13 protein-coding genes and 1 pseudogene are annotated in these 14,979 nt (G+C 38.1%); 2 read left to right on the plus strand and 12 right to left on the minus strand.

All coding sequences use genetic code 11. The annotated features are described in order from the left end of the window. Positions 1–287: 287 nt before the first annotated feature. Positions 288–1,712: an MAC/perforin domain-containing protein gene (locus ACQ86H_RS27420; protein WP_138819527.1), complete on the minus strand. Its 1,425-nt coding sequence runs from the start codon at positions 1,710–1,712 to the stop codon at positions 288–290. A gap of 144 nt (positions 1,713–1,856) precedes the next feature. Beyond that, positions 1,857–2,978 (minus strand): S41 family peptidase, encoded by a 1,122-nt coding sequence (locus tag ACQ86H_RS27425; RefSeq protein ID WP_431293146.1) that lies wholly within the window; start codon positions 2,976–2,978, stop codon positions 1,857–1,859. Between the two features lie 368 nt (positions 2,979–3,346). Here ACQ86H_RS27425 and ACQ86H_RS27430 point away from each other — a divergent pair, with 368 nt between their 5' ends. Further along, positions 3,347–3,607, plus strand: coding sequence for a helix-turn-helix transcriptional regulator (locus tag ACQ86H_RS27430; protein WP_138819525.1), 261 nt, complete (start codon positions 3,347–3,349; stop codon positions 3,605–3,607). A 26-nt stretch (positions 3,608–3,633) separates the two neighbouring features. Here ACQ86H_RS27430 and ACQ86H_RS27435 read toward each other — a convergent pair whose 3' ends face one another. The 6 genes and pseudogenes from ACQ86H_RS27435 to ACQ86H_RS27460 all read right to left on the minus strand — a co-directional run bounded on the left by ACQ86H_RS27435 (position 3,634) and on the right by ACQ86H_RS27460 (position 10,466). Beyond that, on the minus strand, positions 3,634–4,380 hold the full coding sequence (locus ACQ86H_RS27435) for an ATP-binding protein (protein ID WP_431293147.1): 747 nt from the start codon (positions 4,378–4,380) through the stop codon (positions 3,634–3,636). Beyond that, a complete protein-coding gene (locus ACQ86H_RS27440; protein ID WP_431293148.1) occupies positions 4,326–4,865 on the minus strand; it encodes an ATP-binding protein in 540 nt (179 codons plus the stop codon). The genes ACQ86H_RS27435 and ACQ86H_RS27440 overlap by 55 nt, the downstream gene beginning before the upstream one ends. 173 nt (positions 4,866–5,038) lie before the next feature. Next, positions 5,039–8,139: pseudogene (gene infB, locus ACQ86H_RS27445) on the minus strand (translation initiation factor IF-2). 62 nt (positions 8,140–8,201) lie between these two features. Continuing rightward, on the minus strand, positions 8,202–9,446 hold the full coding sequence (nusA, locus tag ACQ86H_RS27450; RefSeq protein WP_121284435.1) for a transcription termination factor NusA: 1,245 nt from the start codon (positions 9,444–9,446) through the stop codon (positions 8,202–8,204). A gap of 2 nt (positions 9,447–9,448) precedes the next feature. Continuing rightward, a complete protein-coding gene (rimP, locus tag ACQ86H_RS27455) occupies positions 9,449–9,913 on the minus strand; it encodes a ribosome assembly cofactor RimP (RefSeq protein ID WP_138819522.1) in 465 nt (154 codons plus the stop codon). A 121-nt stretch (positions 9,914–10,034) separates the two neighbouring features. Then, the gene (locus ACQ86H_RS27460; protein WP_138819521.1) at positions 10,035–10,466 is read right to left on the minus strand and encodes a hypothetical protein; all 432 of its coding nucleotides are present in this window, start codon (positions 10,464–10,466) and stop codon (positions 10,035–10,037) included. An 18-nt stretch (positions 10,467–10,484) separates the two neighbouring features. On the opposite strand from ACQ86H_RS27460, the gene ACQ86H_RS27465 reads away from it, so the two are divergent. Then, a complete protein-coding gene (locus tag ACQ86H_RS27465) occupies positions 10,485–10,829 on the plus strand; it encodes a phage holin family protein (protein ID WP_138819520.1) in 345 nt (114 codons plus the stop codon). 111 nt (positions 10,830–10,940) lie between these two features. Here the strand turns inward: ACQ86H_RS27465 and ACQ86H_RS27470 are convergent, their stop codons facing one another. The 4 genes from ACQ86H_RS27470 to panC all read right to left on the minus strand — a co-directional run bounded on the left by ACQ86H_RS27470 (position 10,941) and on the right by panC (position 14,935). Then, entirely contained in the window at positions 10,941–12,080 is a 1,140-nt protein-coding gene (locus ACQ86H_RS27470) for an acyl-CoA dehydrogenase (RefSeq protein ID WP_138819519.1), read from the minus strand. Positions 12,081–12,644: 564 nt separating this feature from the next. Further along, positions 12,645–13,493, minus strand: a complete 849-nt coding sequence (locus tag ACQ86H_RS27475; RefSeq protein WP_431293149.1) for a lysylphosphatidylglycerol synthase transmembrane domain-containing protein — start codon at positions 13,491–13,493, stop codon at positions 12,645–12,647. A 135-nt stretch (positions 13,494–13,628) separates the two neighbouring features. Continuing rightward, complete coding sequence (gene panD / locus ACQ86H_RS27480; protein WP_193422892.1) at positions 13,629–13,979, minus strand: aspartate 1-decarboxylase; 351 nt, start codon at positions 13,977–13,979, stop codon at positions 13,629–13,631. A gap of 110 nt (positions 13,980–14,089) precedes the next feature. Further along, on the minus strand, positions 14,090–14,935 hold the full coding sequence (gene panC, locus ACQ86H_RS27485; protein ID WP_431293150.1) for a pantoate--beta-alanine ligase: 846 nt from the start codon (positions 14,933–14,935) through the stop codon (positions 14,090–14,092). Between the last annotated feature and the right edge of the window lie 44 nt (positions 14,936–14,979).

The following is a 14,979-nucleotide window of genomic DNA, read 5'->3' on the forward strand; positions in this document are numbered from 1 at the left end:
TATCAATATGATAATAAATTGTAATAGAATTAAACAGACAAATTGATAAAATACAGCATATAAAATATCCTGATTTATAACTAAGAGAATTTACGTTGTTATTTCCCTAAAATGAAAAGCTTGTTAAACATCCGAATGAAACTTATCAATAAAAAATCTAGCGTTGGTTGCTTTTGATTTTAAGAAAAAATAATAATGATGATAAAAAAAGGGGCCCAACTAATTATTGAGACCCTTTTAACATTAATGTAAAATATTTCAGTATTAAATTCTTTTTTTAAGACTAGTTAATTAGGAAATGCATAAAATGGTTGTCCATTATATCTCCAGCCCGCATAAGAAGTGTTCCTGTTTGTGGTATAAAGATGTCCACCTGTTGAGCTATAAAATTCGTAAACGGGCACTGTACCTGTGGTTGGTGTCTTATATACATAGCAAAGTATTCCGTCATAATTATACCCACCAAACCCTGGATATCTGTTTGTTGTTAATACACGATTATCAATACTAGGATTATAGAATTGATATAAAGGAACCGTCCCAGCATACTGTGTGGTATAAACTTTAAAAGGCTCTGCATTGTGATAATAATTACCCCAATACTGCTCCATATTTGGGCCTAAATTATAAGCATGTCTATTAGTTACTGAATTATAATATTCGTAAAAGGTTGTAGGCAACAACGAAGCCTGGTTCGCTGTGAGATACTGTATGATGTAATTCTTCACCGCTAACGCTTTTGCCTGATCTGGAATAAAATCGTAGATAGGTAATAAGCCATTGCTTGGAATATCTATCAGTACCGAATTTTCTAATGTACAGCTATTTTGCCAAGCTGAGATATTTATTGTTGGAGTTGGGTTCGGATTAGATGAATTCCCAATAACGATATCGCCTATTAAGCTTCTAGTGGGATCTCCACCATTAGTGATATAATGCAGTTTTTGGGCAGAATTCTCTAAAACATAGTTAGTATCATAAGTATATCCTGTATTTAGATTGAAAATCTTTTTCACATGGATATCTACTCCGGCAGAACTTGCTGTGATTCTATCAGACTTTGAAGTTTCTGATTGATAGATAACATCCAATTTTCCTCCCAATATAATATCAGCTAGGATATGCGTACCATACCTGTTCACAATCGCCTCTGGCGTCTGGTTTTGAACAAAAGAAAGGAACTGCGAATCTAAGTAAGACAGAAGTACATCCCTTTGTGCATTCAATTTAACCCTCTTTTGCTGAATTATTAAATTATAGCTACTATAAATGTTTTTTGATGAAAAACTATCGGTATTATTATAAGTTCCAGTTATAGTGGTTCTGAATAATGACATCCCCAAGAAGTCGGCACCAAAAGTATTACTAAAACGTGTAGTTAATTTATTCAAATAGGAAACGGCGTCGCTCCCAGCTTCTAATTTCCCGTCTGTTCTAGTTGAACCATCATATACTATTGTATTGGACTGGTCGGCCTGCAATCTATCCACATCAATAATAGGTAATGTAGCTGCACTCGCATTCGCAAACTCTCCCAGCACATTATATCCATAGCCCAATAAATCGTTCTTTCCATCTCTTCCAGCTGCAAGTGTATTGTGATTATTGGTTAATGATTTTTCCTCTGCAAGTTCACTTTTCTTGCAACTACTAAATGCAGCCGCAATTACGCACAGCATGCAAAGAATTTTTAATTTGTAATTGTTTTTCATCAGTATTTATTTGTTTTTTTTCACAAAACTACCGACAAGAAAAATTAATTATGACAATGTGGGGTTATCAATATTAATAATTAATTATAAAACAATACAGAATTAAACATACAAACCGAAAAGCACTATGCTAGAATATAAAAACTAATGCCTTAACTTCAACCTATTTTCGATCATTCCTGTTGAATCTTTATCAATGAGCGCTAGTGGCATCTTATCTAAATTTAGCCTTGAAATACTTGCACTTTTTTTTGGCTGCAATTGTATTTTACCGTCAATTGCAGCAATAGCTGCTTTTAAACATGCTTCTTCAGTATCTCCTAATGTTGGGTTGTTTGGCATCGTAACATTCAAATCAGGTTCCATACCATTAAAGTAATCAGACCATCCTTTTGCATTTTTAATGAGGAAGCTACTCAGGTAAACACTATACTGATCGATATTAATTCCAAAGAAACCAACCGGTTTTCCATATGTGTTTTCGCCTATTAACTTCAAGTTGAAATAAGGTTTAAGGCAACTGATCAATAATTCGCTGGCTGAAGCCGTCTGACCAGATACTATAATGTACACATCTTGTATTGACTCCAGACTTCCCTTTTTATTGAATTTATATGTATTGCCACTTTCTGTATAATCGACATCGGCCAGTGTTGCTAAGCGTCCATTATACATAACGGTTTTTCCGTTTTCATCCAGATAGGGCTGATGACGCAGAATTGTTGCCTTACCACTTTGAAGTATCTGATTAAATTGCTCTGAATACATTATTTTGCCATTTAATGCACTGGAAACGATTAAATTCGCAACATACTCTGCTGTTTCAACATAGCCGCCGCCATTAGAACGTAAATCTAAAATCAGATATTTTGGTTTATCTGTAGCTATTTCATCAAAAAGCTGATCTAATTTAGATTTAGTATTGCTTAAAGATGGGAATGAACCTAAGGCCATATAAGCAATTACCTTGTCGTCTAAACGAATAAGGCGCTTAGCCAAAACAGCTTCTCCGTTGATTACCCCGGCCCGATTCCCTCCACCAGTAGTTCTTCCTACCTGGAGGGAGGAGTACTTAGGCAAGTTATTGTAAGTTGAAAACTCAAATGGCTTACCCGTTACCTGATTAAGTTTAAATTGGGAAATATCGAAAAGTTCATTTCTAAATGCACTTATTTCAGATTGGACATTGCCGTATTTTTCTCTTGGCTTAAAAGTGTTGTAACCGGGTAACACATCGTTCCATAAATAAACCTGTTTCGCATACAAAAAATAGAATCAAGCGTAAATTCAGTTCGTGTACCTGTAGTTGGTGAAACAACCTCTTCCTCATTTATGCCAATCGGCTTATCTTTTTTACAGCTAGTGTAAGCCACTATTAAAAATAAAAAGATAATACCTTTTATGCGCTTACAATCATATATACGACCTGTATTATATATTTTCAATCTTTAAAGTTTAAATTTAATTAAAAAACAATCCTTTTGGTTATTATTTGTTTTTTCAACAATTTAAAACCTACACAAATAAACTAATTTTATTTACTACTTTTGACAATTCCTTATTATCATTATTTACATTATTAAATATACAGCACGTAAATATTAAAAATACATAGCCGTCAACGTTTTCTTAATATGTTAGATATAGGGGTTACCTTAAGAAGGTACAGAGATAAGTATAGTTATACACAGCAATACGCTGCTGATGTAATCGGAATAAGCAGGGTGGCTTATCGAAAGTGGGAAAACAATGAAGTCGATTTTTCACTCTCGCAACTGGGCAAAATTGCCGAACTCTATGAAATCTCCATTCAGGACATCATCATTCAATCAGCCTTTAAGAAGGCCAAGATAATTTCCCAAAAACACCAAGAGCACCAATATTTTGATGTATAGTTTGATATCATCAGCTGATCAGTAAGCTATAACCTGATAGCCTCTATCGAATTATCTTTTGTAAGTATCTTACAAATACATTCCAGATTGAAATCAGGATAAGCCTCCACAAATTTTTTATACTTATTAGGTTTAAACTGCAAATCATGATATTTAACCTCGTAAGCCAGGCCCTTTTTTATTTGTTCTTCTACCACAAAATCTACTTCATTACCATCCGCAGTGCGCCAAAAATGCAAACTATCTGAATCATGCAACTGCCTTAGCCTGCAGTAAACATAATTCTCAAGCAATTCGCCTTTATCTGCCCTATCGTTTAACTTCGAAAAATTATTTAACAATGCATTGCGCAAACCATTATCATTAAAATAAATCTTTGGCATTTTGGTTAATTCCTTCCTCACATTACCATAGAAGGGAGAAAGCAATTGTACTATAAAAGTTTTCTGCATTAAATAAATATAATTTTCTACGGTAGAACTGGCCAGTTGCAAGGTATTTCCCAATTCATGGTGGTTTACTAAACTTCCAGTCTGATCAGCTAATAACCTGGCCAGTTGAAAAAACTTAAGTTCTTCCTTAATACCTGCTTCTAAGACATCTTTTTTCATATAGCTGTTTATAAGCTCTTTAAGCATTTCTTGCTTTTCCTGTTCCGTATCTGCTAAAACAACAGCAGGATAACCACCGTAAACCAAATATTCATCGAACAGCGCGTTTATACGGTTACGCTGGAGCCCCTGGTAAGTAACTCTTTTTTCAGTTGTTCCCACTCAGCGATTAAATCATCCTCACCTTTAAAGTGCAAAAATTCATCGAATGCCAAAGGAAAAAATTCAAACACCTTTTTTCTTCCCGCCAAGCTATCTTTAAAACTCTTATCAATGTAAAACGCACTGCTACCCGTAGCGATGATTTTCAACTTTGGTGAATACTTATCGTATAAAAGTTTTAAAAAATTACTGGGCTCTTTTGCATACTGAACTTCATCGATAATGACATATAATCGCTTATCTGCAGGAAGATCGGCCGGCAATAAGGTATAATTGAATATATTTTCGGGATGGTGATTTACGGCCTCTAAAATGACAGGATCTTCGAAGGTTAAAAAATACACTAGCTCGTTATCCTTTTGCAATTGCTCTGCCAGCTGCTTAACAAGTGTGGTTTTGCCGATCTGCCTTGGCCCTATAATAATGGTGTGCTGAGGTTTATTAAGGTGATTTTTTAAAGATTTTAATGCGGTTGATCTTTCCATATCGATAATTAACAAATACAAATATCGATATTTTCAAGATAAAAATTCAATATTATCCGATAATTTTAAGATATTAACTAAATATTATCCGATAATTTTAAGACACGTATTTCGCTTTAACAAAAAAAGTGGCCCTTTTGAGGCCACTTTAAATCATTATTCTTAAAAAGCAATTAAAGCTTTCTTGCTACTTCAACTTGTTCGTAAGCTTCTACAATATCGCCAACTTCAATGTTATTAAAGTTCTGGATGTTTAAACCACACTCATAACCTTTATTCACCTCTTTCACATCATCTTTAAAGCGTTTTAAAGATGCCAATTCGCCTGTATACACTACAACACCATCTCTAACGATACGGATTTTGCTGTTACGGGTAATCTTACCATCCAATACCATACAACCTGCAATGGTACCCACTTTAGTGATTTTGAAAGTCTCACGAATCTCAACGTTAGCCACAATTTTCTCTTCAAATTCCGGATCCAACATACCTTCCATTGCCGATTTAATCTCGTTGATGGCATCGTAAATGATAGAATATAGACGGATATCGATTTGCTCAGCTTCTGCAAGTTTACGTGCACCTGTTGATGGACGAACCTGGAAACCAATAATAATCGCATCAGAAGCCGAAGCTAACAATACATCAGACTCTGAAATCTGGCCAACACCCTTACTGATGATATTGATCTGAATTTGCTCGGTCGATAATTTCAATAATGAATCGGCTAATGCTTCAATTGAACCATCCACGTCACCCTTAACGATGATATTAAGTTCTTTAAAGTTGCCAATTGCCAAACGACGACCAATCTCATCCAAAGTAATGTGTTTCTGCGTACGTAAACCTTGCTCACGTTGTAACTGCATACGTTTGTTTGCAATATCACGAGCTTCAGTTTCACTTTCTAAAGCATTAAACCTATCGCCTGCAGTAGGTGCACCTTGCATACCCAAAACCTGTACCGGTTGTGATGGACCTGCTGATTCTACTTTAGCACCACGCTCGTTGGTTAACGCTTTTACACGTCCGCTGTAACTACCCGCCAAGATTGGATCTCCAACTCTTAAAGTACCCGCCTGAACCAGTACTGTAGTTACAATACCACGTCCTTTATCTAGAGCCGACTCGATTACAGTACCTGTAGCTCTCTTATTCGGATTTGCTTTAAGTTCTAATAATTCTGCTTCTAATAATACTTTATCTAAAAGTAAATCAACATTTAAGCCGCTTTTGCTTGAGATTTCCTGCGATTGGTATTTACCACCCCAATCTTCAACCAGGATATTCATTACCGATAACTGCTCACGTACTTTATCTGCATTTGCGCCTGGTTTATCTACTTTAGTGAAAGCAAATACCAATGGTACGCCTGCTGCCTGTGCGTGGTTAATCGCCTCTTTTGTTTGAGGCATCACTGCATCATCCGCAGCAATAACAATAATGGCAATATCTGCTGCCTTAGCACCACGTGCACGCATCGCTGTAAAGGCTTCGTGACCTGGAGTATCTAAGAAGGTTACTTTTTTACCGGTTGGCGTAGTTACCATATAAGCACCAATGTGCTGGGTAATACCACCCGCCTCACCAGCTACCACATTTGCTTTACGGATATAATCCAGCAATGAGGTTTTACCGTGATCGACGTGTCCCATAATCGTAACAACCGGAGCTCTTTCAATTAAATCAGCATCGTTATCTTCTTCCTCAATTACATTTTCTTCGTCTTCATCTGGTTTAACGAATTGAATTTCGTAACCAAACTCGTCAGCAACAATGGTTAAGGTTTCAGCATCTAAACGCTGGTTAATGGAAACGAACATTCCAAGGCTCATACAGGTACCAATAATTTTGGTAACCGGCACATCCATCATGCTCGCTAGCTCATTAGCGGTAACAAATTCTGTTACTTTTAATATTTTCGATTGCGATTCAAGCTCATTTGCGGCTTCTTCTGCATTAAACGCCACATCATCACGTTTCTGACGACGTAATTTAGCACGCTGCGCAAATTTACCTGATTTACCCGCACCACTTAAACGGGCAAGTGTTGCTTTAATCTGATCTTGAATTTCTTTCTCAGTAGGTTCTTCTTTAGGTCCGCTTGGTGTAGCATTTCTATTTTGGAAACCTGGTCTGTTATTATTGTTGTTATTTCTATTTCCCTGGTAAGGAGTTCCGCCTTGTCCGGCTGGTCTGTTACCCTGATATGGCGTACCGCCACCTGGTCTGTTTCCTTGATAAGGTTGACGAGGTTGTCCTGGCGCACCGCCTTGGCCCTGACCCTGACCTGCAGGATTATTCTGTCCTTGCTGCCCTTGACCACCGTGTTGACCTGGCTGTCCTGGTGCTCCCGGCGTTTTTTACGCTTACGTTTACGTTTGGCGGCTTCACTATCGCTAGATGATGCCACCGGACCATTTCTTCTATCCGGAGTTGTTGGTAAAACAATTTTACCAATAATGTTCGGACCAGTTAATTTAACGGTACGTGCTTTAATTACTTCAGGCTCGTTGTTTACCGGTTTTGCTTCAGCTGGTTTTTCTTCCACTTTAGGTTGTTCAACTGGTTTTACAGGCTCTGCCGTTTTAACCACAGGTGTTTCTGCAACTGGTGCTGGTGCAACAGGAGCTTCTTCTTTTTTAACCTCAACCGGTTTTTCTTCTACCTTAGGTTGCTCTACTGGTTTTACAGGTTCTGGTGCTTTAACCACTGGTGGTTCTACAACAGGCGCTGGTATAGCAGGCGTTTCTTCTTTCTTAGCCGGGCGTGTTTTAGGATTAAGATCATTTAAATCAATCTTTCCTACAATTTTAACGCCTGGTAATCCGGTTTCCTCTGCTTTTTCTTCTGCCTTAGTTTCTTTTACCGGCTCAACTGCTGCCGCAGGTGCTGGTGCTGGCGCTTCTACCTTAGGTGTTTCTACAACCTTTGGTTTTTCTACCGGAGGAGTAAATGATTGAGCATTTTTAATTAAAATCTCTTCATTTTTCTCAAAATCGGTATTTTTCTTCGGCGCTTCTACTGGCTTTTCAGTCTCAGGCTCGTCACGACGTATTTTACCAATCACTATTTGTTTGGCTTCTTCTCTTACGATCTTATCTCCCTGATACTCTTTCAATAAGGCATTATACATGTCTCCCGTAAGTTTAAACATCGGGCTTTTCTCGGCAGAGAATCCCTTTTTGTTTAAAAACTCAACGGCCGTACCCATGCCTATATTAAGTTCTTTAATAGCTTTAATTAAAATGATTGGTTTGTCGTCTGACATTTAGCTCCTGTTATTGTTTTTTATTTAATACAAAAGTAGTGTTTATTTGGCAATTACACCACTTATTCAAATTCTGACTTCAAAATTTGAACCACTTCTTTAATGGTTTCCTCTTCAAGGTCGGTGCGTTTAACTAAATCTTCTACTGTAAGCGCTAATACACTCTTAGCAGTATCGCAACCGATAGCCTTTAATTCATCAATGATCCAGCTATCAATCTCATCTGAGAATTCTTCTAAATCAACATCCTCATCGCTCTCTTCTCCGGCTTCACGGTATACATCAATTTCATAACCGGTTAATTTACCAGCCAGTTTAATATTGTGTCCGCCACGTCCAATTGCCAATGAAACCTGATCTGGTTTTAAGTAAACAGATGCATGTTTGGTTTCATCATCCAATTTAATAGAGGTGATTTTTGCCGGGCTTAAAGCACGGGTAATGTATAATGAAATATTATTAGTGAAGTTAATCACATCAATATTTTCGTTTTTCAACTCGCGAACGATACCGTGGATACGTGATCCTTTCATACCCACACACGCACCAACCGGATCAATACGGTCATCGTAAGATTCAACAGCAACTTTAGCACGCTCTCCCGGCTCACGAACAATTTTCTTAATGGTAATTAAACCATCGAAAATTTCCGGAACTTCCTGTTCGAACAAACGTTGTAAAAATTCTGGTGCTGTTCTTGAAATGATAATCTTAGGGTTAGCGTTAATCATTTCTACTTTAGAGATTACCGCTCTCACAGAATCACCTTTTTTGAAATAATCGGCCGGAATCTGCTCTGTTTTAGGCATTAAAAGTTCGTTACCTTCATCATCTAAAACCAAAGTTTCTTTCTTCCAAACCTGATAAACCTCACCTGTTACAATTTCGCCTACCCTATCTTTATATTTTTTGAAAATTTCGTCTTTCTCTAATTCCAATACTTTAGATACCAAAGTCTGGCGGGCAGCTAAAATTGCCCTACGGCCGAAACTTTCCAAGGTAATCTGCTCAATATAATCATCACCGACTTCTAAAGTACTATCCAACTTGGAAACTTCTGCAAGCTCAATCTCCAGATCATCATCCTCAGAAAATCCATCCTCCATCACTTTTCTCGTTCTCCAGATCTCCAAATCCCCGTTATCAGGATTCACAATAACATCACAGTTTTCGTCTGTTCCGTATTTTTTACGCAACATGCTACGAAAAACTTCTTCCAGCACACTGATCACCGTTGGGCGATCTATATTTTTGAAATCTTTAAACTCTTGAAAAGAGTCGATCAAATTAATTGTTGTAGTACTCATTTTTACTTAAATGAAATTAACACACTTGTTTCTAATATATCATTAAACGGAACATCTGTTTGAATTGCTACCGCCTTTTTCCCTTTTTCTTTAACCGATTCTTCAATCAGCAGATTATTTTCTGTAACCGCCAGCAGTTTCCCTTCTTTTTTTAATCCTTCTTTGAGTTTAATGCTTACCGTACGGCCAACATTTTTATTGTACTGACGGATTAATTTTAAAGGCTCGCCAACTCCCGGCGAAGAAACTTCTAAATTATAAGCCTGTTCTATTGCATTTTCTTCTTCGAGATGAAAACCAACATGCCTGCTTATGGCAACACAATCCTGTATGCTAATACCTTCGTCGCCATCAACATGAATAATTAGTTTATTGTTTGGCAACATTTTCACCTCAACCAAAAACAGTTCTGGCCGATCTGCTATTTTTTCCTCTACGAGGGCTGCAACTCTCTTTTCTACCTGCATATTTTAACCTGATTTCATAGAAAAAGGGGACACTGTCCCCTTCTCTTTTCTTCGATTACGATGCAAATGTAGTAATTTTTTACAAAAAATCAAACACCCGCACTAATTATTATGCTGATTATTACCGTTTAAGTGTTTGTCGCTGTGCTTTTAGGTTCTGCTTACCATTCCCCGTAATCAGATCGCCAGCGGTTGCAAATTTCACCCCAATATAACTTTCAACCAGGTATTCTTTACCCTTAAGAAAAGGCTGATCGGGATTAAATACGACCGAATCGCCTAGTATCTTAATCTTGCCGGGTACTTCCAGTTCATCCTGAATACTATCCAGATCGCCTGGTTTTATTAAAACTGAAATTACATTCAGTGTATCTGCTTTAATCTGATAGGCATTTTTAACCTGCAGGAGGCTCGCCTCATCAATATTTTTAATTATTATTGAAGTACTATCTCCTGAAAACTTAATTACAGGTTTGTTGTTTCTATTCGAACATGAAAGCACGGATATGGAAACCCAAACGATAACCGAACATGTAAAAAAGCGTTTAAACATTTACAAAAATAAACAATTATGAGATTTATTATCGAAATCCTTTTAACAGGACTGGCGTTTTTTGTAGGCGCAAAGCTGGTGCCAGGGGTAAGTATTGATGGCTTCGGAAATGCGATTATCGCCTCAGTGCTTATTGCTCTTGCAAACGCAACGATCGGGTTCATCCTTAGGTTATTAACTTTTCCGATCAATTTCTTAACCTTAGGATTGGTATCATTCATCATCACCGTTTTAATGATTTTACTGGTTGATAACATGATGACCTCTTTTAACACTTCAGGTTTTATCGCAGCTGCATTTTTAGCGATTGTAGTCGCTTTGATTAAGGCGGTATTTAGCGCTGTTGCCGGAGAGAAGGAATAAGTTGAAAGTCTTGCGTTTGGCGCTTGGAGTACATTGCGCTTAACGAAAGTTGGGAGTTTTGAGTGGAGAGTTTGGACGAGTGACTCCAAACTCCCAACCCCAAGCTCAAAACTAACGAATCACTTCTCTCGATATCACCATTTTCTGGATTTCAGAAGTTCCTTCGTAAATCTGGGTAATTTTAGCATCGCGCATTAACCGTTCCACGTGGTATTCTTTAACGAAACCATAACCACCGTGCACCTGTACCGCTTCAATGGTTACATCCATAGCAACTTTCGAAGCAAACAACTTGGCCATAGAACCAGCCTGGGTATAAGGTAATCCCTGATCTTTCAGCCAGGCAGCCTTATAAACCAACAACCTGGCAGCTTCGATCTGAGTGGCCATATCTGCCAGTTTAAAAGCAATTGCCTGATGTTCAGAAATTGGTTTCCCGAACGATTTACGTTCTTTGGCATACTGTGTAGCTAACTCGAAAGCACCTTGTGCAATGCCTAAAGCCTGTGCTGCAATACCAATCCTGCCCCCTTCTAACGTTTTCATGGCAAATTTGAAACCGAATCCATCCTCTCCTATTCTATTTTCTTTTGGCACTTTAACATCATTAAACATCAATGAATGTGTATCAGAACCACGGATGCCCAATTTATTTTCTTTTGGCCCAACGGTAAAACCCTCCATTCCTTTCTCTACAATAAAAGCGTTTATACCTTTATGCCTTAATTCAGGATGGGTTTGTGCAATAACCAGGTAAGTGGATGCGGTACTTCCGTTGGTAATCCAGTTTTTTGTGCCGTTAAGCAAATAATAATCCCCTTTATCTTCGGCTGTTGTACGTTGCGAGGTAGCATCAGATCCAGCTTCAGGCTCTGACAAACAAAACGCACCAATTTTTTCGCCGGCAGCCAGTGGCTTTAAATATTTTTCCTTTTGCGCTTCACTACCATAAGCTTCTAATCCGTAACAAACCAAAGAGTTGTTTACCGAAACTACTACAGATGCAGAAGCATCTATTTTAGAAAGTTCTTCCATTACCAGAACGTAAGAAATGGCATCTAGCCCGCTTCCATTATATTTTTCATTCACCATCATCCCCAGGAAACCAAGTTCTCCAAGTTTTTTTACCTGCTCGGCCGGAAATTTCTGATGTTCATCTCTTTCAATCACGCCAGGCTTTAATTCTTGCTGCGCAAAATCGCGGGCAGCCTGCTGAATCATTAATTGCTCTTCACTTAATTCAAAATGCATAACATTTATGTATAAAAGGTTAGTAAATCAAATGTAGCATTTCCGATCGAAATTACTATGGCTGCATAGTAATTTATTTTCATTTTATTTTTCCTTGCGGCAAAAGCTTTGTTTAGGCTTTGGTTTATTAACTAATAAAATAGCCGTACAATTAGCCCTCCTAAGCACGAAGTAGTGGCAGCTCCAGATCCTTCATCTGGACTATGGCGGATGACGGGACAGGAATCGATCTGTAAGTCATCCCCCTGCTTTCCTAACACAACTATTTAATTATTAGTTTTCTTGGAAAGCAATAGCAATACTTCTGTTTCGATAGTCTTGCCCTTTGCTTAATCCAGATGGAAGAATCTGGATAACGCTGTCGGTCAGGTTTATTTAACCACAGACAGCTGTACTATTAAGCCTCCTAAAGCCTGCAGTAGCGACAAATCAGATTTATTTGCTTATTTTGATCTGCGTTAACGATGGAAGCGGCATCCTTTTTGGCTGTCATCCTGAGCGTAGTTGAAGGACAACCAAAAAGATATAGCGGACAGCGTGTTAAAACGCCCACAGAAAAAAGAATTATTTAGTTTCTTTCTTAGTCAAGATTAAGAACAAGCTTAAACTACCTAAAACCAGAATCAGCAAAACCTGCGAAGAATGAATAATGGTTGAATAGGCCAAGCCATCTTTAAAAGATATGCCATACAACACCAACGACTGGGCAACCATCCAATGGAAAACGCCAATACCGCCCTGCACCGGCGCTGCCATGGCAAAACCAGAAAACACGATTGCCGTAAACGCAGCATTAAAATGTAAACCGGATGTGGCCTGAATGGATGAAAAAGCAAAATACATGGATAAGGAGTAGAAAACCCAAATTAATAAAGTATACATCAGAAATAATCCCTTTTGCTTTAGTTTGCTGTAAGAACCAAAACCCTGGCGCAGGCTAACAAAGGTGCGCAAAAATTTTTTACTGAATTTTTGCCGGAGAAAATAGATTGCAGTAACAATAAGTAGTAGTATAATCATACCTAAACCAGCTAGCCACAAATAGTTAACCGTGCTAATTTTGTTAATAAGATTGAGGTATATGGTTTGATAAAGAAAATCGGCTACAATATCATACTGAAAAATAAGCATCGCCAAACTGGTTAGAAAAAGTACCAGCACATCAAACAGCCGTTCGGTAATTACAGTTCCTATGGAAGCAAACATGGGTACCTTTTCGGCTTTATGAATAACGGAGCAGCGACCAATCTCTCCGAAGCGCGGTAAAGCAAGATTGGCCAGATAGCCGATCATTACAGCGTGGTAAGCATTCCAGAAACTTACCTCATAATGGATAGACTGATAAAGCATTTGCCAACGCAATGCACGTAATACATGCGCAATCCAAACGGCAAACGCCGAAGTAATTACCAAAAATAATTTGCGGTTTTAATTTCCTGCCAGATCTTTTCTAAATCCTGACCCCTAAAAGCTAAATATAGCACCCCCACCCCAATTAAAAACAGGATGATGTACTTTAGCGCTGTTTTGAGGTCGAATGTCACGAGGTTATTTTAGCAAATGATTGTTATCGTCAGGAAAAACAAGGATAGGATTGTATTTTTTGGCTTCTTCCATAGGTAATGAACCATACGACATGATGATCAAAATATCACCAAGTTGTGCCAAACGTGCTGTAGCCCCATTTAAACAGATGGTTCCGGTTCCACGTTCGCCTTTAATTACATAAGTTTCGAAACGAGCGCCGTTGTTATTATTTACAATCTGCACCTTTTCATTAGCGATAATGTTAGCTGCATCCATTAAATCCTCATCTATCGTAATACTGCCTACATAATTCAATTCGGCTTGTGTTACCTTAACACGGTGTATTTTCGATTTTAATATTGTGATAACCATTCGGCAAAGTTAGTAATCAGTTTGGAGTTTCACACTAAAGGAAGGTGTAAAATGGGAAATGGATGATGGTTGACAGTGTACATCATCCATCTTACCTTTCTCATTTTACATTATTTAATAATCATATTATCGATCAATCTCGTTGAGCCTACTTTCGCAGCTACCAGCACAACTAAGTTATTTTCATCCTTTGATTTGGCTGGTTCGAGTGTATTGCCATTGGCAATTGTAAAATAATCGAGTTCCACGCCATCTATATTCTGGTAGAATGTTTTTGCCTTATCCACCAACTCTGTTAATGAATATTCATTAAAATGATCAATAACGAACTCCAGCGATTTACTCAGTACGAGCGAATGCTTACGGTCATTGTCTGACAAATGGATATTCCGGCTGCTCATTGCCAGGCCGTCATCTTCGCGGATAATCGGACAGGTAATAATAGTAATTGGCAGTTTAAAATAAGCCAGCATATTCTTGATCATCAATACCTGCTGGAAATCTTTCTGTCCGAACATAGCCACATCAGGTTCAACAGCATCAAACAGTTTTTTAACAATCTGCGTTACGCCCTGGTAATGGCCTTTCCTAAATTCACCTTCCAACAAAAATTCCGCATTGCCTAAATCAATATGCCAGGCTTCATCGGCACCTGCCGGATACATCTCTTCTACATTAGGCATAAACACAGCATTACAGCCTGCAGCGGCCAGCATTGCCAGGTCATGCTCAATGGGGCGCGGATATTTTTCTAAATCTTTAGGATCGGTAAACTGCGTAGGGTTTACGAAAATGCTGCAGATAATGATATCAGCATTTTGCTGGGCCAGTTTTATCAATGAGATGTGGCCATTGTGCAGAGCGCCCATGGTAGGCACTAATGCTATTTTTTTAGCCGATGCTTTTAATGGCTGCAAAAAAGCCTTAAGCGCTGCTTTGGTTTTAAATATTTCCAATTTGGACAATCTGAATTAAAGCTGTAAAGGTGTAAATTAATCTA

The organism is Pedobacter sp. P26 (assembly GCF_050632135.1).
Lineage (GTDB): Bacteria > Bacteroidota > Bacteroidia > Sphingobacteriales > Sphingobacteriaceae > Pedobacter.

Excerpts from the sequence above, each read along its gene's own strand:
- ACQ86H_RS27420 (WP_138819527.1), bottom strand. The coding sequence starts at position 1,712 with ATGAAAAACAATTACAAATTAAAAATTCTTTGCATGCTGTGCGTAATT.
- ACQ86H_RS27430 (WP_138819525.1), top strand. The coding sequence starts at position 3,347 with ATGTTAGATATAGGGGTTACCTTAAGAAGGTACAGAGATAAGTATAGT.
- ACQ86H_RS27440 (WP_431293148.1), bottom strand. The coding sequence starts at position 4,865 with ATGGAAAGATCAACCGCATTAAAATCTTTAAAAAATCACCTTAATAAA.
- nusA (WP_121284435.1), bottom strand. The coding sequence starts at position 9,446 with ATGAGTACTACAACAATTAATTTGATCGACTCTTTTCAAGAGTTTAAA.
- rimP (WP_138819522.1), bottom strand. The coding sequence starts at position 9,913 with ATGCAGGTAGAAAAGAGAGTTGCAGCCCTCGTAGAGGAAAAAATAGCA.
- ACQ86H_RS27460 (WP_138819521.1), bottom strand. The coding sequence starts at position 10,466 with ATGTTTAAACGCTTTTTTACATGTTCGGTTATCGTTTGGGTTTCCATA.
- ACQ86H_RS27465 (WP_138819520.1), top strand. The coding sequence starts at position 10,485 with ATGAGATTTATTATCGAAATCCTTTTAACAGGACTGGCGTTTTTTGTA.
- ACQ86H_RS27470 (WP_138819519.1), bottom strand. The coding sequence starts at position 12,080 with ATGCATTTTGAATTAAGTGAAGAGCAATTAATGATTCAGCAGGCTGCC.
- panD (WP_193422892.1), bottom strand. The coding sequence starts at position 13,979 with ATGGTTATCACAATATTAAAATCGAAAATACACCGTGTTAAGGTAACA.